The organism is Pedobacter nototheniae, from assembly GCF_032678625.1.
In the GTDB taxonomy this organism is placed as follows: domain Bacteria; phylum Bacteroidota; class Bacteroidia; order Sphingobacteriales; family Sphingobacteriaceae; genus Pedobacter; species Pedobacter nototheniae_A.
Genome location: NZ_JAVTSO010000002.1, coordinates 257203 through 271906, shown reverse-complemented (window position 1 = coordinate 271906; position 14704 = coordinate 257203). Strand labels below are relative to the sequence as shown.

General features: G+C 36.7%; 15 protein-coding genes. 8 read left to right on the top strand and 7 right to left on the bottom strand.

The annotated features are described in order from the left end of the window. Positions 1-47: 47 nt before the first annotated feature. Positions 48-467, top strand: a complete 420-nt coding sequence (locus R2Q77_RS06890) for a DUF417 family protein (protein WP_316802985.1) — start codon at positions 48-50, stop codon at positions 465-467. 126 nt (positions 468-593) lie between these two features. Here R2Q77_RS06890 and R2Q77_RS06885 read toward each other — a convergent pair whose 3' ends face one another. The 3 genes from R2Q77_RS06885 to R2Q77_RS06875 form a co-directional block, all read right to left on the bottom strand. Beyond that, on the bottom strand, positions 594-875 hold the full coding sequence (locus R2Q77_RS06885) for a hypothetical protein (protein ID WP_316802984.1): 282 nt from the start codon (positions 873-875) through the stop codon (positions 594-596). A 10-nt stretch (positions 876-885) separates the two neighbouring features. Continuing rightward, positions 886-1482: a sigma-70 family RNA polymerase sigma factor gene (locus R2Q77_RS06880; RefSeq protein WP_316802983.1), complete on the bottom strand. Its 597-nt coding sequence runs from the start codon at positions 1480-1482 to the stop codon at positions 886-888. A gap of 180 nt (positions 1483-1662) precedes the next feature. Then, positions 1663-2970: a spondin domain-containing protein gene (locus tag R2Q77_RS06875; RefSeq protein ID WP_316802982.1), complete on the bottom strand. Its 1308-nt coding sequence runs from the start codon at positions 2968-2970 to the stop codon at positions 1663-1665. A 157-nt stretch (positions 2971-3127) separates the two neighbouring features. On the opposite strand from R2Q77_RS06875, the gene R2Q77_RS06870 reads away from it, so the two are divergent. Then, complete coding sequence (locus R2Q77_RS06870; RefSeq protein WP_316802981.1) at positions 3128-3862, top strand: peroxiredoxin-like family protein; 735 nt, start codon at positions 3128-3130, stop codon at positions 3860-3862. Positions 3863-3974: 112 nt separating this feature from the next. Beyond that, complete coding sequence (locus R2Q77_RS06865) at positions 3975-4448, top strand: thioredoxin family protein (protein ID WP_316802980.1); 474 nt, start codon at positions 3975-3977, stop codon at positions 4446-4448. 179 nt (positions 4449-4627) lie between these two features. Here the strand turns inward: R2Q77_RS06865 and R2Q77_RS06860 are convergent, their stop codons facing one another. Beyond that, the gene (locus R2Q77_RS06860; RefSeq protein ID WP_316802979.1) at positions 4628-5581 is read right to left on the bottom strand and encodes a polymer-forming cytoskeletal protein; all 954 of its coding nucleotides are present in this window, start codon (positions 5579-5581) and stop codon (positions 4628-4630) included. Between the two features lie 247 nt (positions 5582-5828). On the opposite strand from R2Q77_RS06860, the gene R2Q77_RS06855 reads away from it, so the two are divergent. The 5 genes from R2Q77_RS06855 (at position 5829) to R2Q77_RS06835 (ending at position 9496) form a co-directional block, all read left to right on the top strand. Then, on the top strand, positions 5829-6566 hold the full coding sequence (locus R2Q77_RS06855; RefSeq protein WP_316802978.1) for a CPBP family intramembrane glutamic endopeptidase: 738 nt from the start codon (positions 5829-5831) through the stop codon (positions 6564-6566). Positions 6567-6624: 58 nt separating this feature from the next. Then, positions 6625-7797 carry a sensor histidine kinase gene (locus tag R2Q77_RS06850; protein ID WP_316802977.1) on the top strand — a complete coding sequence of 391 codons (1173 nt, stop codon included), beginning with the start codon at positions 6625-6627 and terminating at the stop codon, positions 7795-7797. After that, entirely contained in the window at positions 7794-8501 is a 708-nt protein-coding gene (locus tag R2Q77_RS06845; RefSeq protein WP_316802976.1) for a LytTR family DNA-binding domain-containing protein, read from the top strand. The genes R2Q77_RS06850 and R2Q77_RS06845 overlap by 4 nt, the downstream gene beginning before the upstream one ends. 56 nt (positions 8502-8557) lie before the next feature. Next, positions 8558-9064: a hypothetical protein gene (locus R2Q77_RS06840; protein WP_316802975.1), complete on the top strand. Its 507-nt coding sequence runs from the start codon at positions 8558-8560 to the stop codon at positions 9062-9064. A gap of 240 nt (positions 9065-9304) precedes the next feature. Next, entirely contained in the window at positions 9305-9496 is a 192-nt protein-coding gene (locus R2Q77_RS06835) for a hypothetical protein (protein WP_316802974.1), read from the top strand. A 51-nt stretch (positions 9497-9547) separates the two neighbouring features. Here R2Q77_RS06835 and R2Q77_RS06830 read toward each other — a convergent pair whose 3' ends face one another. The 3 genes from R2Q77_RS06830 to R2Q77_RS06820 form a co-directional block, all read right to left on the bottom strand. Then, positions 9548-9901, bottom strand: a complete 354-nt coding sequence (locus tag R2Q77_RS06830; protein ID WP_316802973.1) for a hypothetical protein — start codon at positions 9899-9901, stop codon at positions 9548-9550. Positions 9902-10097: 196 nt separating this feature from the next. Continuing rightward, positions 10098-11534 carry a TolC family protein gene (locus R2Q77_RS06825; RefSeq protein WP_316802972.1) on the bottom strand — a complete coding sequence of 479 codons (1437 nt, stop codon included), beginning with the start codon at positions 11532-11534 and terminating at the stop codon, positions 10098-10100. Further along, positions 11521-14697 (bottom strand): efflux RND transporter permease subunit, encoded by a 3177-nt coding sequence (locus tag R2Q77_RS06820; protein ID WP_316802971.1) that lies wholly within the window; start codon positions 14695-14697, stop codon positions 11521-11523. The genes R2Q77_RS06825 and R2Q77_RS06820 overlap by 14 nt, the downstream gene beginning before the upstream one ends. Positions 14698-14704 lie beyond the last annotated feature (7 nt).

Sequence of the window (14704 nt, the reverse complement as noted above, 5' to 3'; positions counted from 1 at the left end):
GCTGGGTATCTTTTTAAGGATCTCAATTTATCATTTATCGAAATATCATGGATTTAAAAAAAACAGGTTATACCTTAGGCGTTATCGCAACCATCATCACACTATTGTGGATTGGCATTCTCAAATTTACACCAACCGAAGCGCTTGCGATTAAAGGGTACGTAGCGAACAGCTTTTTAATGAGCTGGCTTTATAATGTTACTTCTGTACAGGGCGTATCCAACATTATTGGCATTTACGAAATTGTAACCGGAGTTTTATTAATTGGCTCTTTCTGGAATAGAAAAGCAGGTCTTATTGCGGGGTACCTTACTGCTGTAATATTTCTAACAACACTTAGCTTTTTAGCTACAACACCAGGCATCTGGAAAATAACTGATGGAATCTTAGTAACTGATTATTTTGTACTAAAGGACTTGGCTTTTTTAGCAATATCACTTCAGGTAATTGGGAAACATCGCACTTAAAATAAGGTAGCTTGGTTTCAGAAAATTTTCTGATAATCTCTTCCTTTGTTTTTCTGTTCGAAACTAAGGAAGAGAAATCCGGCTATTATTTTGAATTCTCCCCTCCTAATTCGCTTTCAAATACCATTACTTTTTATTTATACGCTCGTTAATTACTTCCTGCAAATCTTCTTTAAACTGCTTATCAAGTTTTAAATCGGTGCGGTTTGAAGAATGAAACAGGTTATGTACCATTTTATTAATCGTAATACTTTGCTGCATAAATGTTTGGCAGATGATGCAACCTGCCAAATGTATCTTCAGCTCCATTTTTTCCCTCAATGTGATAGAGGTAAGTTGCTGTTTCTCTATCAAAAAGGTTGCCTTACGGCAGTTATAAGCTATTTTCTTTACCTCAGATTCTTTCATTTCCATTATTTTAAATCCAGTTTTTTTGAAGACAAGCCCTAAGGTTTACCTTCGTACGGTGAATAATTACCCAAAAATTGGAAGACGTAACCTTCAGCTCGCTACAGATGACAGCTGTTTCTTCTTCGTCCATATGCTTCATCGTAAAAACGGCAAGCCATAACGCAGGCAGCTTTTTCATGCATTTCTGCAAAGTCTCCGTAAACTCCTTGCTAATTAATGCATCCGGTTCTTCAATACCCATTTCTTTTGGCCTGTGCGGGTCGTTCCAGTGCCCATCGTTCTGATCAAAAAAGTCTTCCCGATCATATTCATCAAATGCAATAACCTTGTCCTTCGTTATTTTACTTGATTTTTTACGGTAAACATCTATTACCTTATATTTAAGGATTGCCGTTAGCCAGGTTTTTTCCGAACTGTGACCTTCAAAATTTTCTATTCGTTCAAGGCCTGCTAAAAACGTTTCCTGAACGAGATCCTTTGCAATTTCTTCGTCGTTCAGCCGCGAAACCGCGTAAGTAAACAGGTAATCAGCATATTTGGCAACCCATAAATGAGGAGAGGTTAAATTCTTGTTATTTGTACTCTGGTTCTTTATGCTTTTCATTTGTTCATTATAAAGACAATATATAAGAATACAATGCATTAAAACGCATTGTATTCTATGGTTTAAGGATTACTTTAAGGCCAGCAATCGATCTTTTCAATAATGTGATCAAAATATCAAGCCTCTGATTGTAATTTCACCATGATTATTCTTTTAAAGTGATTTACAATTATAAGATAACTATTTAATTGTCACTTTTATAAGCCCCTGTATTCCTGGCAAGGTAGTGAATGGATTTGGATTCGGAACGACCGTGATGGGCTTACTTTCTGCAAGTGGTGTTCCGGCCAGATTAAATTGAGTAATTCCTGCACCTGGAAACTGATCAATGGCTGTCCCGTTATTGTAAAGTGCCATACTGGTGGAAGCATCTCCTTTTTTAAACGGATCTATACCATCGGCTCCAGTCGCAAAAAACCAGTCATTCGAAAAGCCGTACATCGTTGCAATCGCTAATCTATCTCCTGGAGTAACGGAGATTTGCTGAGAAACGTTACCTCCCGGCTGACCATTAATTACGGGCAGCAATATGTTTGTTGTAGCAGCAGGAAGTACATATACCGATTTAATGCCTGTTTTTCCTTTCAGAAATGCGGCTAATACACTTGCATCGCCTTTCTGTGCCAGATCTTTCAACCCTTGATTACGATCATTCTCACCAAGTTTATATAATGGATTATCGATTCCGTTGTAAATAACGACCAGAATTGGCGATAATGGCGTAAATATTCCTGTAATGCTTTTTATATAAGCACTGAGTGCAGTATTGTCTCCCGCTTCAGCGATTGAGGTTAAGCCATTTGCGGTAAGCTTATCTTTAACAAATAAAGGAGATGGATTGAGCAGATTTCCTCCAGCAATATAGGATACCGCCCATACGCCCGGGCTTAAAGGTGTTTCGTTTGCTGTACCGCCTGATGTGTTTTGCAAGGTAAGTGTGAAAAGGGAATTGCCATTATATTTCAACGTAGCTTTAACCAGCTTAGAGGCACCCAAATAAGTATTGCCCTGTGCATCAACTCCCGTAACTTCAGTAATATTTTTACTGTCGGCCGTACCAGGATGAGTTACTGATGTACCCGGCTTCTGGTTGATGCGGGTACCATTATCCCATAACTTTACTTGCGTGGAAACATCGCCTTCAATTGGCAATCCTTCTCCGGTATAAACCTGAATACCAGGGTTATCTGGTGCAAAAAACAGATCGTTTGATGCACCGTACATCGTGGCAAATGTTATTGCTTCTCCCTTTGCGGCAGAAAACTGAATTGATATTGATTGGCCAGGTAAAATAAGCGCAGGTGAACCTGAACCCTGAAAAGTACCAGACTCTACTAATGGCTGAGAATTTAGTACATTTTCTACGGTAACGGTAGGCATTTCAGTTGAGGCCTCTGAAGGATCTGAACGATCCTTTTTACAGGCTAAAAATGTAAATGGCAGAAGTGCAATAGCAGTCCAGGTCGTGATGTTTTTATGGTATCTCATATGTTGATTTTTCTTCCTTTGTCGGAAAGGCCTTTAGTTCCTTACAAAAAAAAATAAAATAAAATCTGCGATTGAGATGGACACGTGCTTTAGCTATCGCAAATAAAAAATCTTTTTTGTAAGGAGTTTAATATTTGCCCGACTAAGCGGTAAAAACATGATGGAAACAAAAATTAAAAATTATTTTCACAAGCCATTATTGAAAAATTTCTTGGCAATTATATTCCTGGTCAATCTTTTAGCCGGTATGCAGTTAAATGCTTTTGCAATGAATATGCCTTCGGCTACCGGCTTAACAAAAAAAAATGGCATAGTTAAGACCGATACGGTAAAAATGATTGTTGGGGTTCCGCTGAAACCAGAAGACATAAGTCCTTTACTCATTGGAGAGTTTATTCCCGTACTTAATCTTCCTTCCGCTTCAGGAAAAAGTTTCGACCTGAATAAGTCTGTTGCTGAAAAACCTACAATTTTAGTTTTTTACCGTGGAGGTTGGTGTCCTTATTGTTCAAAACAGCTTAGTGGCTTACAGGAAATTGAGAAAGACCTTGCAGGAATGGGTTATCAGGTTATTGCAATAAGTACAGACAGTCCTGAAAATCTGACGAAATCGATGGATAAACAAAAGTTATCCTATACTCTTCTATCAGATGCAGACCTGAATGCTTCTAAAAAATTTGGTATTGCCTTTAAAAGCCCGAAAGGCTATGATAAGTTTCTGCCTGAAACTTCGGGGGGAAAGAATGTGGATAAGCTCTTACCTGTTCCTTCCGTTTTTATTCTTGGAAAAAAGGGCAATATCCTTTTTGAATACATTAATCCAAATATTACTCAAAGACTGAGTGCTTCTTTACTTAAAGCAGCTGCAATGGCACTGCGCGAGGAAATATAAATTATACTAACCGGGTTCAGTGATGTGCTGAACCTTTTTAAAAGATTGATGGCAAAACTGCAAATGAAGCCATCTATATCAAAATAAAACCAACTTCTTCTTTTAAAATACGATGAAAAACCTGACCTATTGTGCCGTTTTATTTGGCCTGTTTTTATTACTGAATTTATTTACATCCTCTGTAACAGCTCAAACAAAGACAAAAGGCAAGATTGAAAAAGAAAAAAACCAAATAAATTTTATTGAAAACTCTTTGGAACTGGTCCTAAAAAAGGCCAAATCAGAACACAAATATATTTTTGTAGATGCATATGCTGTATGGTGCGGCCCATGTAAGCTTTTGAAAGCAACAACTTTTAAAGACAAAAAGGTTGCAGATTTTTTTAATACAAATTTTGTAAACCTTTCTATAGACATGGAAAAAGGACAAGGCTTAATGCTGGCAGAGAAATGGGGCGTTGAAGCTTATCCAACGCTTATAGTTTTAGATACTGATGGAAATATAGTGTTTAGTAAAATCGGCTATATCGAGGCTAAGGAACTATTGGAATTAGGTTACAAAGTATCCGAAAAAAACAAATCTTAACTAAGCTGAACCCTTTCAGCGTTTCCGACTATTGAAAAATAAGACTATCCGCTAAATTTCCTGAAACAAACTTCGAATTGTTTTTGCTTTTATGCTTATTGTGGCCTGTGGCCTTAACCGGATTTTTACGCTGGCGGATATGGAAATAGCAAGTAGTGAATAGTATTTTTAAGCAGTAATTATTTAAAAATAGATTGGCTATTCCGAAGCCTTAAACATGCTTCTTCAAAACGGAAATTATATTCTTTCATATCCTTATCATACGGAAATACCTCAGCTACCAACGGAGATTGCGTTAATTCTGCCTCCTGTGTAAAACCAGCTTGTATTCCGATAGCCTGATGCCCATTTCCACTTGCCATAGCATCAAAAGCAAAACATTTACCACTCACAATTCCATTTACATCAAACAAATACATAAAACCATTGAGTAAATTTGTTGCTTTCAAATCGCCTTTAACCAGGAGTCTTCCGCCAGGTTCGCCATAATACCCTAAAACCGTGTTTTTTACAATTACATTCCCTTCCACAACAATATCCAACCAACCCGATAATATTAAATTATAGGCAATAAGATCTCCTTTAATATAAACAAACTGCGGTAAGGATTCCACATCATTGCCTGCATCGAAATTTCCATTGATGACCAGATTACCATTTACAACAATATTCCTGGTTTCAGTTTGGTCGGTTGAGCCCAGTTCTGAAAAATTGATTACCAAATCGTCATAAATAACCGTATTGTTGTTATAAAAACAAAAATTACTGAATACAGGATCGGGCAAATATTCGTTTACATCATTCAGAAACCCAGGATTAAATTGCGCTTTAATGGTTTTCCAGGAAACCATGCTATACCTCTGCGTTGTGGGTTTCTGCCTATCGGGCAATAATATGGATACGGCTTTTTCCAGATAGGTTTGATATTCAATTTCCGTTATGAAGCTATATCCATTTTTCAATAATCTTTCCACAAAGCCTTTTGCTAAAATATGATCCTCTTTTTCCCAGGTTTCAATAGAGCCTGCTAAAACACGAAAACCTTTCATTAATGGATCTATCTTTCCTTCACCTATTTCTAAAATTTTTATGAGCAGTATTTCTGTAGGCTTTTGACGGATAAGGTATACCATTTGCTTTTATTTACAGGTCAATATTAAACATTTGAATGTAAAATACATTTATTTTATGGGTTATAAAAAAGGAGACCATCTCCTCTCATCAATCGTAATTCAGGAAGGAAATTCTTCAATCAAACTCAAAAAAAATATTCTACTCATCTATAATTTTTAATCTTCCGCCGGCAAAAGTTATACTTTCATCGGTAAGCTTTTTAACTTAATTAGTGGCTGCATAGTTTTGATAAAAATTATAAAAGATATGTCATTATTAACACCACTTATTTGGATTCTCATCATTCTGCCAATTATTATCTTAGCATTCATTAAATCAGAAAAAGGAAAACTAAAGTACTTTGCGTTCTTTATTCTGTATTTTTTGGCAGATTGCTACATTCAACAATTGTCTATAACCTATTTTAACCTGAACTTTTTAGGACTTAAGTTTACCTGGATTGGTAAGATTTTAAGTTTAATAATGTCTTTAATAATCATTTATTCCGTTTCTAAGACAGAACGGGAGAAAATTGGATTTACGACCAAAGCCAATTCGAAAAAGCAGATTAAATTTGGGATTCTATTTTTCCTTGGATTTTTGCTGTTCGATTTCATTTTCAAAATGGCTTTATTCCCAAAAGGAGGCCACTTTGATTTAGAAACCTTCGCCTTCCAGGCAACTATGCCAGGTTTAACTGAAGAAATTGCTTTTAGAGGGATAAGTTTATGGTTATTAGATAAAATTTTTATACCAAAATGGACAATTAAAGGAATTCGATTTGGCTGGGGATTTATTATTGTAACGCTTTTATTCGGTATTGCACATGGCGTATTTTTAACAAATGATTATCAACTTAAATTTGATTTAATTACAATAGTCTACTTAGCCTTAATTTCATCGTTGAGCGTTGGCGTACTCAGAAAACTATCCGGAAATCTTATATATTCTGTTCTTGGCCACAACGCCATCAATATCATGAACGCCATTATCCGGATTTTATAAATAAATAAGTACAAGCAAGTCAAAAAAACTAATTTTGACTTGCGCCAAGATATATTACATGCAAAAAACAAGGGTTTTCTCCGATTACTTTACAGATAAGATTGCAGAATTTGATTTCGAAAAATTCTATACCAAAAGAAACCAGTTCTTACTTCACAGTTTAATGTGGCTTGGTTTTGCACTCCTTTTATTTCTGAGCTATACAATTGCCTACCACCTTAACTATTTTAACAGCTTCATATTAACGTTAAGAATGGTAATGGTTAATATAGCTGTTTTTTATTTATTTTTTTATGCTGCATTACCCGCAATTTTCAAAGGAAGTGTTGGCATGGCAATTTTAATGCTGATTATTGCTTTTCCGCTGTTTACAGTGATATGGCTTTTAGTGACTTACTTATTTTCTATAAGCTACCATTCGCTCGGTTTCGAAATTTTAACCGGGGAGTTAAAAGGAGCGATTAAAGGAAGTGCAAGTCAAACCTTTTTCGAAGCAATATCTGTAAAAAGAATAATATCGCAGGCCATAATTATCATTTCTATATTATCCCCTTTCTTTTTTGCCAAAATACTTTTTGAAATTTCCAGGCTTTACAACCGAACTTTAAATATACAGAAACAAAAAGCCGCTCTGGAAATTCAGAACATTAACATTGAAAAAGACTTTTTGAAGGCCCAGCTCAACCCACATTTTCTTTTCAATACCTTAAACAATCTTTATAGTTTGAGTCTTAAAAAAGATGACCTCGCTCCTGAAGTTATTCTTAACCTTTCGGATACGATGAGTTATACGTTGTATGAATCAAACACGGAAAAAGTAGCGATTTTAAAAGAAATGGAATTTATAAAGAACTATGTTGAGCTTGAAAAAATGAGGTATGCGGGTGATACAAACATTCAATTTGAATTTCCTCCTGAATCGGAATGTTTGGGCTTATACATCGCTCCGCTTTTAACCTTTACCTTTATCGAAAATGCTTTTAAATATGGTTTGAAATCTAAAACAAACGCTTTGTTAAGGTTAAGTATAAAGCTTAAGGAAGCCAGTTTTTATTTTGAAATTGAAAATGATATAGATGACACTACAAAAAAGGAAACTTTTGGAGGGATAGGTCTCGAAAATTCCAGAAAACGCTTGCAATTACTGTACCCTGAAAAGCATGATTTGCAAATTCAGAATTATGGTCATTTTTTTAAAGTATCCCTAAAATTAGATTTAAAAAACGAATGAAAAAATTAAATTGTGTCATTATAGATGATGAACCTTTAGCCAGGGATGTTGTTGAATCTTTTGCAAAATCAGTTCCTTTTCTAAATGTTTTGGCCACCTATGAAAATCCAGTCGAGGCACTTTTATTTATAAAGGATAACGATGTAGATGTTGTTTTCAGTGATATAGAAATGCCAAAATTAAATGGTTTAGAGTTTGTTCGTGCTTTAGGAAATTCTATCGTTACCATTTTTATTACTGCATACCGCGATTTTGCTTTAGATGGCTTTGATGCGGGAGCAACGGATTACCTTGTTAAACCAGTGAGGTTCGATCGCTTTTTAAAAGCTGTAAATAAAGCTAAAGACTACCTCGAGTTAAAAGCATCTTCATCAATACAACAAGTCAATTCAGACCGGATATTTATAAAGTCAGAGGGGAAGTTAATTAAAATTTTACTGAATGAAATTTTATATGTTGAAGCGCAGGGCGATTATTTAAAAATCGTTATTGCAGCAGAAACTTATACCACCCAGGCCACACTTAAATCGATGGAGGAAACACTTTCCTTGCCTGTTTTTTTTAGAATCCAGCGTTCGTTTATTTTAAACCTTGAAGCGGTAAGAAGTGTTAACGGTAACATGGTAGAACTTATTAATGGAAAAGCCATTTCTATTGCCCTAAATAAAAAGGAAGAGTTGTTTAGCCTGTTAGGAATAAAATAATAACCCATACTTCTTTTTGATGTGGCAAAAAATAAATAAATTGGTAAAAAATTAGAATGAAACTTCTGATCCTCTTATCTATCATGTTTTTTGGCTCCAAAAATTCGATTAAGCAATCTGATATTCATGCTTTAAACAATGAAGAATGGACTTGGGTAACTGGAAATAAAGCCGCAGGTAGCGGTACGACCTGGCTTTTTTCTAAGGATAATACTTTTACAGCAACCCATTGGTATTCAGGAGGCGCGTATTGGAGATATAAATACGAGGGCACTTATTATTACGATGGAGCTACAAAAACTGTTTATTTAAAGTATAAAAACAATAAAGCCTTACCGCCGGTAAAAACAAATCTGTGTATCCAATTGGCCGATGATCTTTCGGGAAGTTACACCCCTATTTTTTATGATGGCTGGAAAAAGTACAAACACAAGTATGTACCAGTAGGTAACCCAAAAGTCAAAACAGCTCAAATTGGTGATCCCAATAACACCATTAATACCGATTTCGTTGAAAGTTTTACGAGAAAAACGGTCCCTGTTGATAAACTAAAACAGAAATAATAAATTCTTGTCCTACTCTGATTCAAAAAACTATTTTGAAAGTTAATCTGGATTAATTAGGAATGATTTGTTTCACTCATTTATTTAAGTTAACTTACATATTAGTAACCGGTTACAGCAAATTAATCAGTAATATGATTACGTCATATTATGCTAAAAACAATTGCTAGTGTATCGGTACCGCTATACACAGGCCGGCGTAAAGGACTGTAAAATCTAACCAAATCTAAACCTAAAGTCATGAAAAAAGAGAATTTACTGAGCAGAACTGACATGAAAAAAATCAGTGGCGGATTAGCTTACAATTGTGAAAGCTGGAGAAATCAAGGATTTTTAACCTGTTTTAACTGCTGCATTACTGTTCACTCAGCTGATGATTGCCTTACTCCAAGAAACTGTGGAGAAACACCAATCGTTATTCATCCTGTTTAAGGAATCTGTAAGCACCTGCAAGTACAGGTGCTTACCTAAAATTAATTTAACCTAATAACGAACATCAAAGCTACCGTTTGCATGGCTGGCCTTAAAAGTAAAGGTGTATTTTTTACCTTCCGTGTAATCAATTTTTACTTCATCGGTTGTCGATCCGCTTATTTGTTTTTCATAAATGGTTTTCGAACCTGACTTAATTGCCAGGTGAAGGGTACCCTTTTTTAAAGTGGCTGAATATTTAAAATTAAAACTTTCGGGTTTAGAAAGTTTAATCTTAAAATCCTGCTTTCCATTAAAATCTATAAATGTTGCATAAGAATGTCCGGGAGTATCGCTTCCATTCCAGTTTTTAGTATAATTCTGGAATAAGATTGTTGTTAGTAAAAAGAGGATTTTAATATACATGATTATGTTTTTTAATTGCTGCTATCAGAATAACCATGCCAATTGAAAATAATGCCTTATAATCTTTCTATGGGTTATTTAAACAAGTCAACTGTTCGTTATTGAACAATTGTTGTTCGCAGGCGTACAGGTATAAATGGCACAAAAAAAGCCTGTCGGTAAGACAAGCTTTAAATTGATTAATAAGGATATTATTTTATTGATTCCATCCGCCACCTAAAGCATGATAAATATTTACCACTGCATTTAGTTGTTGTTTCTTAGTTTCAATAAGTTCTAATTTTGATTGTAAAGCATCACGCTGGGTCATCAGCACTTCGAAATAATCTGCCCTTGCTGATTTAAATAAAGCATTTGATATTTCAATTGATTCAGTAAGCGCTTTTACTTGTTTGGCTTTCAAATCATAGCTCTTTTGCAGGTTAGTAATGTTCGACATTTGATTCGCCACTTCTATATAACCATTCAGTATGGTTTTTTCGTAATTGAAAACTGCCTGAAGCTGCTTGGCATTAGCCGTTAAATATTCTGCTTTTATGGCATTCCGGTTAATAAGCGGTCCGGCAAGATCGCCTGCCAATGAGTACACCAACGATTCTGGTGTACGAAGCAAATAAGATGGATTGAAAGCCTGGTAGCCCACCGTAGCCGAAATCCCTAATGATGGATAAAACTGCGCTTTAGCTACTTTAACATCTAATTTAGAAGCAGCCAAATCATATTCTGCCTGCTTAATATCAGGGCGGTTAGCCAGCAACTGCGATGGAATACCTGAGGCAACCGATGGCGGCACAAGATCAGTAAAACTGCCTTTATTTCTAACAATTGGTTGTGGAAAGCGGGCAAGTAAAAAGTTTATCTTGTTTTCTGTTTCTGTAATATTTTGCTGAATATCATATTCCAGACTTTTCGAGCTTAGTACTTCTGCTTCAAACTTACGTACAGCGAGTTCAGTAACTCGTGTAGCTTCTTTCTGAATCTTCATCAACTCTAAAGCATTGTTTTGCAGCTCAATATTCTTTTTAACAATTTCAAGCTGATTATCCTGGGCTAATAATTCGTAATATGAATTTGCAATTTCAGCAACTAAGTTTGTTACCACAAAGTTTTTGCCCTCAACGGTAGATAAATACCGGGTTACCGCTGATTTCTTCGCATTCCGTAATTTATGCCATATATCAGCTTCCCAATTGGCCTGCAGTCCAAAATTATAATCAGGTAGTACATCAGGCACTTCTTTTCCAGGCGTAATTTCGGTTGAAGCATCACCTGCGCCCGAACTTGTGTAACGGCCAACTTTTTCAAAACCAGCGCCAACTTTATAACCTACGCTCGGTAAAAGATCGCCTTTTTTTGCCTTAATATCGTTCTTTGCAATTTCAATATCCTGCAATGCAATATTTAATTCCTGATTATTTTTTAGCGCAGTATCAATCAGGCTAATCAGGTTAGGATCAGTAAAAAACTGTCGCCACTGAATGTTAGCGCTGTTTAATGTATCCTGCGAAGTATTAAAACTCGCAGGGACATTTTTATTTTCTGTACGTTGTGCAACCTCTGGCAATTTACAAGCTGTATATGCAGCGCATATAAGAACTAAACCCAGGCTTTTATAAATGCTATTTTTTAACATTGTCTTCAATTTCTTCAGTTAACGGATGTTCTTCTTCAATCTTAACCAGTTTGTGTTTTTCGGCTATTTTACCAAAAATATAATACAGACCAGGGATAATGACCACCCCGAAAAGCGTACCGAAAAGCATCCCCCCTGCAGCGGCAGTACCAATGGTCCTGTTGCCAATTTTACCGGGCCCCGAGGCAATCATTAATGGAATTAAACCTGCTATAAAAGCGAAAGAAGTCATTAAAATTGGTCTGAAACGTACACTTGCACCTTCCATTGCTGCTTTAAGTACAGTAGCGCCCTGACTGTGCCGCTGGGTTGCAAACTCCACAATCAATACGGCATTTTTACCCAATAAACCAATCAGCATCACCATTGCAACCTGGGCATAAATGTTATTTTCCAAGCCAAACACTTTCAGGAATAAGAATGCTCCAAAAATACCGGCAGGTAAAGAAAGGATAACAGTAAGTGGCAAAATAAAGCTCTCGTACTGCGCAGCTAATACTAAATAAACGAAGCCCAAACAAATTAAGAAAATATAAATCGCTTCATTTCCTCTGGATACCTCATCTTTAGAAATACCGGCCCAATCTATACCAAAACCACGTGGTAAGGTCTTCTTCGCTACTTCTGTAATGGCTTTTATGGCTTCTCCCGAACTGTAACCTGGTGCGGCCTGGCCACTGATTTCGGATGAATTATACATATTATGTCTTGTAATTTCCGACAGACCATATACTTTCTCCATTTTCATAAAGGCAGAAAACGGCACCATTTCATCCCGGTTATTCTTAACCGAAAGTTTTAATATATCTTCTGGCAAGGCCCGGTACTGTGGCAACGCCTGCACCATCACTTTATATTGTCGGTCGTACTTAATAAAACTGGTTTCATAATCGCTACCTACGAAGGTAGAAAGCGTGCTCATGGCATTATCAATGGTTACGCCTTTTTGTTGTGCAATATCATTATCAATATGCAGCATGTATTGTGGGAAACTGGCACTGTAGAATGTAAATACAGAAGATAATTCTTTCTGTTTATTAAGTTCGCGTACAAAATCCCTGCTCACAGTTTCCATCTTTTTATAATCGCCGCTACCCGCTTTATCCAGCAAACGCAATTCGAAACCACCCGCAGCGCCATATCCTGGTACAGCTGGTGGCTGGAAAAATTCTATCGTGGCCCCCGGAATAGATTTAGCTTTTTCTTCCAGCTCCTTAATAATATCAAGCGAAGAGTTTTTACGTTCGCTCCAGTCTTTCAGGTTAATTAAACAAGTTCCGGAGTTTGAGCCAGTACCTTCCGTCAGGATTTCGTAGCCTGCTAAAGAGGATACGGATTGTATACCTTCAATGCCTTCGGAAATTTGCTGAAGTTTTTCTGCAGCCTGGTTTGTACGCTCTAAAGTAGAACCCGGAGGGGTTTGAATAATGGCATAAACCATTCCCTGATCCTCATTGGGAATAAAACCCGATGCTACACTTCCGTTTAAAACCCAAATGCCAGCACAAAAAACTAAAAGTACACCAAAAGTAAAGAAACGACGGCTAACCACTTTGCTTAATACATTTTCATACTTGCCTGTAAGCCTGCCGAACCAACGGTTAAAACCATCTAAAATACGGTCAATAGCCGTTTTTCGGTTGGGTTTACCATGATTATTTTTAAGCATAATGGCACATAATGCTGGTGTTAAGGTTAGCGCAACAATACCCGATAAAATAATTGCAGTGGCCATGGTAATGGAAAACTGTCTGTAAAAAATACCAACAGGGCCCGACATAAATGCCACCGGAATAAACACGGAGGCCATTAAAAAGGTAATGGCAATAATGGCTCCGCTAATCTCTTTCATGGCCAGTTGCGTGGCTTTCAATACCGAAAGTTTAGGATTGTGTTCCATTTTGGCATGTACAGCTTCAATAACCACAATGGCATCATCTACCACAATACCTATGGCCAGTACAAGTGCAAACAGGGTAATCAGGTTAAGACTGATGCCAAAGAATTGCATAAACATAAAGGTTCCGATCAGTGATACTGGTACAGCAATGGCTGGAATAAGTGTTGATCTCCAATCGCCAAGAAACAAAAACACCACTAAACCCACTAAAATAAAGGCTTCTACCAGCGTGTGGATTACCTTTTCGATGGAAGCATCAAGAAACTTTGAAACGTCGTAACTGATTTCGTAATCCAATCCCTTTGGAAATGAACTGCTTTTAATTTCAGCCATTTTCGCTTTAACATCTTTAATTACCTGGCTGGCATTACTGCCATAAGATTGTTTCAGTACAATTGCTGCCGAAGGCCTTCCGTTTAAATTAGAATATAAATCGTACATGGAGCTGCTAAACTCTATATCGGCCACATCTTTTAACCTTAGCATTTCGCCGTTTGCATTGGCACGCAATACAACATTTTCGTAACCTTCTTTGGTGTTGTATCTTCCTGAGTATTTTAAAACATATTCAAATGCCTGTGAACGACGCCCGGAGCTCTCGCCGGTTTTTCCAGGAGAAGCTTCTAAACTTTGTTCATCAAGTGCTTTCATCACTTCATCAACAGAAATTTTATAGGCCTGCATACGGTCTGGTTTAAGCCAGATACGCATTGCATAATCCCGGTTACCTAAAATATCGGCAAAGCCTACCCCGTCAACACGTTTTAATTCCGACAGTAAATTAATATCTGCAAAATTATATAGGAAATTTTCATTTAGTTTAGGATCCTTACTGTACAAATTGATGTACATTAACATATTGGATTCCTCGCGGGTAATTTTAACACCTTCGCGCACCACCAATGGTGGAAGTTTATTGGTAACCGCAGCAACCCTGTTTTGTACGTTTAAAGAAGCCTGGTTAGGATCGGTACCTAAGTTAAATACCACCTGAATACTTGCTTCGCCATCGTTACCGGCATCGGATGCAATGTATTTCATTCCCGGTACACCATTAAGTGCACGTTCTAAAGGAATGATTACTGATTTAATCAATAATTCGTTATTGGCCCCAGGATATTCTGCCGTAATGTTTACTTTGGGCGGCGAAATGGAAGGGAATTGTGTTACCGGAAGCGATGTTATTGCCAAGGCACCCAGAAATACGATTATAAGAGATATAACGATAGAAAGGACGGGCCTTTGTATGAATTTGCCAAACATAAAATAA

What these genes read in the sequence shown, in the direction of transcription:
- R2Q77_RS06890 (WP_316802985.1), top strand. Translation starts at nt 48, where the DNA reads ATGGATTTAAAAAAAACAGGTTATACCTTAGGCGTTATCGCAACCATC.
- R2Q77_RS06885 (WP_316802984.1), bottom strand. Translation starts at nt 875, where the DNA reads ATGAAAGAATCTGAGGTAAAGAAAATAGCTTATAACTGCCGTAAGGCA.
- R2Q77_RS06880 (WP_316802983.1), bottom strand. Translation starts at nt 1,482, where the DNA reads ATGAAAAGCATAAAGAACCAGAGTACAAATAACAAGAATTTAACCTCT.
- R2Q77_RS06875 (WP_316802982.1), bottom strand. Translation starts at nt 2,970, where the DNA reads ATGAGATACCATAAAAACATCACGACCTGGACTGCTATTGCACTTCTG.
- R2Q77_RS06870 (WP_316802981.1), top strand. Translation starts at nt 3,128, where the DNA reads ATGATGGAAACAAAAATTAAAAATTATTTTCACAAGCCATTATTGAAA.
- R2Q77_RS06865 (WP_316802980.1), top strand. Translation starts at nt 3,975, where the DNA reads ATGAAAAACCTGACCTATTGTGCCGTTTTATTTGGCCTGTTTTTATTA.
- R2Q77_RS06860 (WP_316802979.1), bottom strand. Translation starts at nt 5,581, where the DNA reads ATGGTATACCTTATCCGTCAAAAGCCTACAGAAATACTGCTCATAAAA.
- R2Q77_RS06855 (WP_316802978.1), top strand. Translation starts at nt 5,829, where the DNA reads ATGTCATTATTAACACCACTTATTTGGATTCTCATCATTCTGCCAATT.
- R2Q77_RS06850 (WP_316802977.1), top strand. Translation starts at nt 6,625, where the DNA reads ATGCAAAAAACAAGGGTTTTCTCCGATTACTTTACAGATAAGATTGCA.
- R2Q77_RS06845 (WP_316802976.1), top strand. Translation starts at nt 7,794, where the DNA reads ATGAAAAAATTAAATTGTGTCATTATAGATGATGAACCTTTAGCCAGG.
- R2Q77_RS06840 (WP_316802975.1), top strand. Translation starts at nt 8,558, where the DNA reads ATGAAACTTCTGATCCTCTTATCTATCATGTTTTTTGGCTCCAAAAAT.
- R2Q77_RS06835 (WP_316802974.1), top strand. Translation starts at nt 9,305, where the DNA reads ATGAAAAAAGAGAATTTACTGAGCAGAACTGACATGAAAAAAATCAGT.
- R2Q77_RS06830 (WP_316802973.1), bottom strand. Translation starts at nt 9,901, where the DNA reads ATGTATATTAAAATCCTCTTTTTACTAACAACAATCTTATTCCAGAAT.
- R2Q77_RS06825 (WP_316802972.1), bottom strand. Translation starts at nt 11,534, where the DNA reads ATGTTAAAAAATAGCATTTATAAAAGCCTGGGTTTAGTTCTTATATGC.
- R2Q77_RS06820 (WP_316802971.1), bottom strand. Translation starts at nt 14,697, where the DNA reads ATGTTTGGCAAATTCATACAAAGGCCCGTCCTTTCTATCGTTATATCT.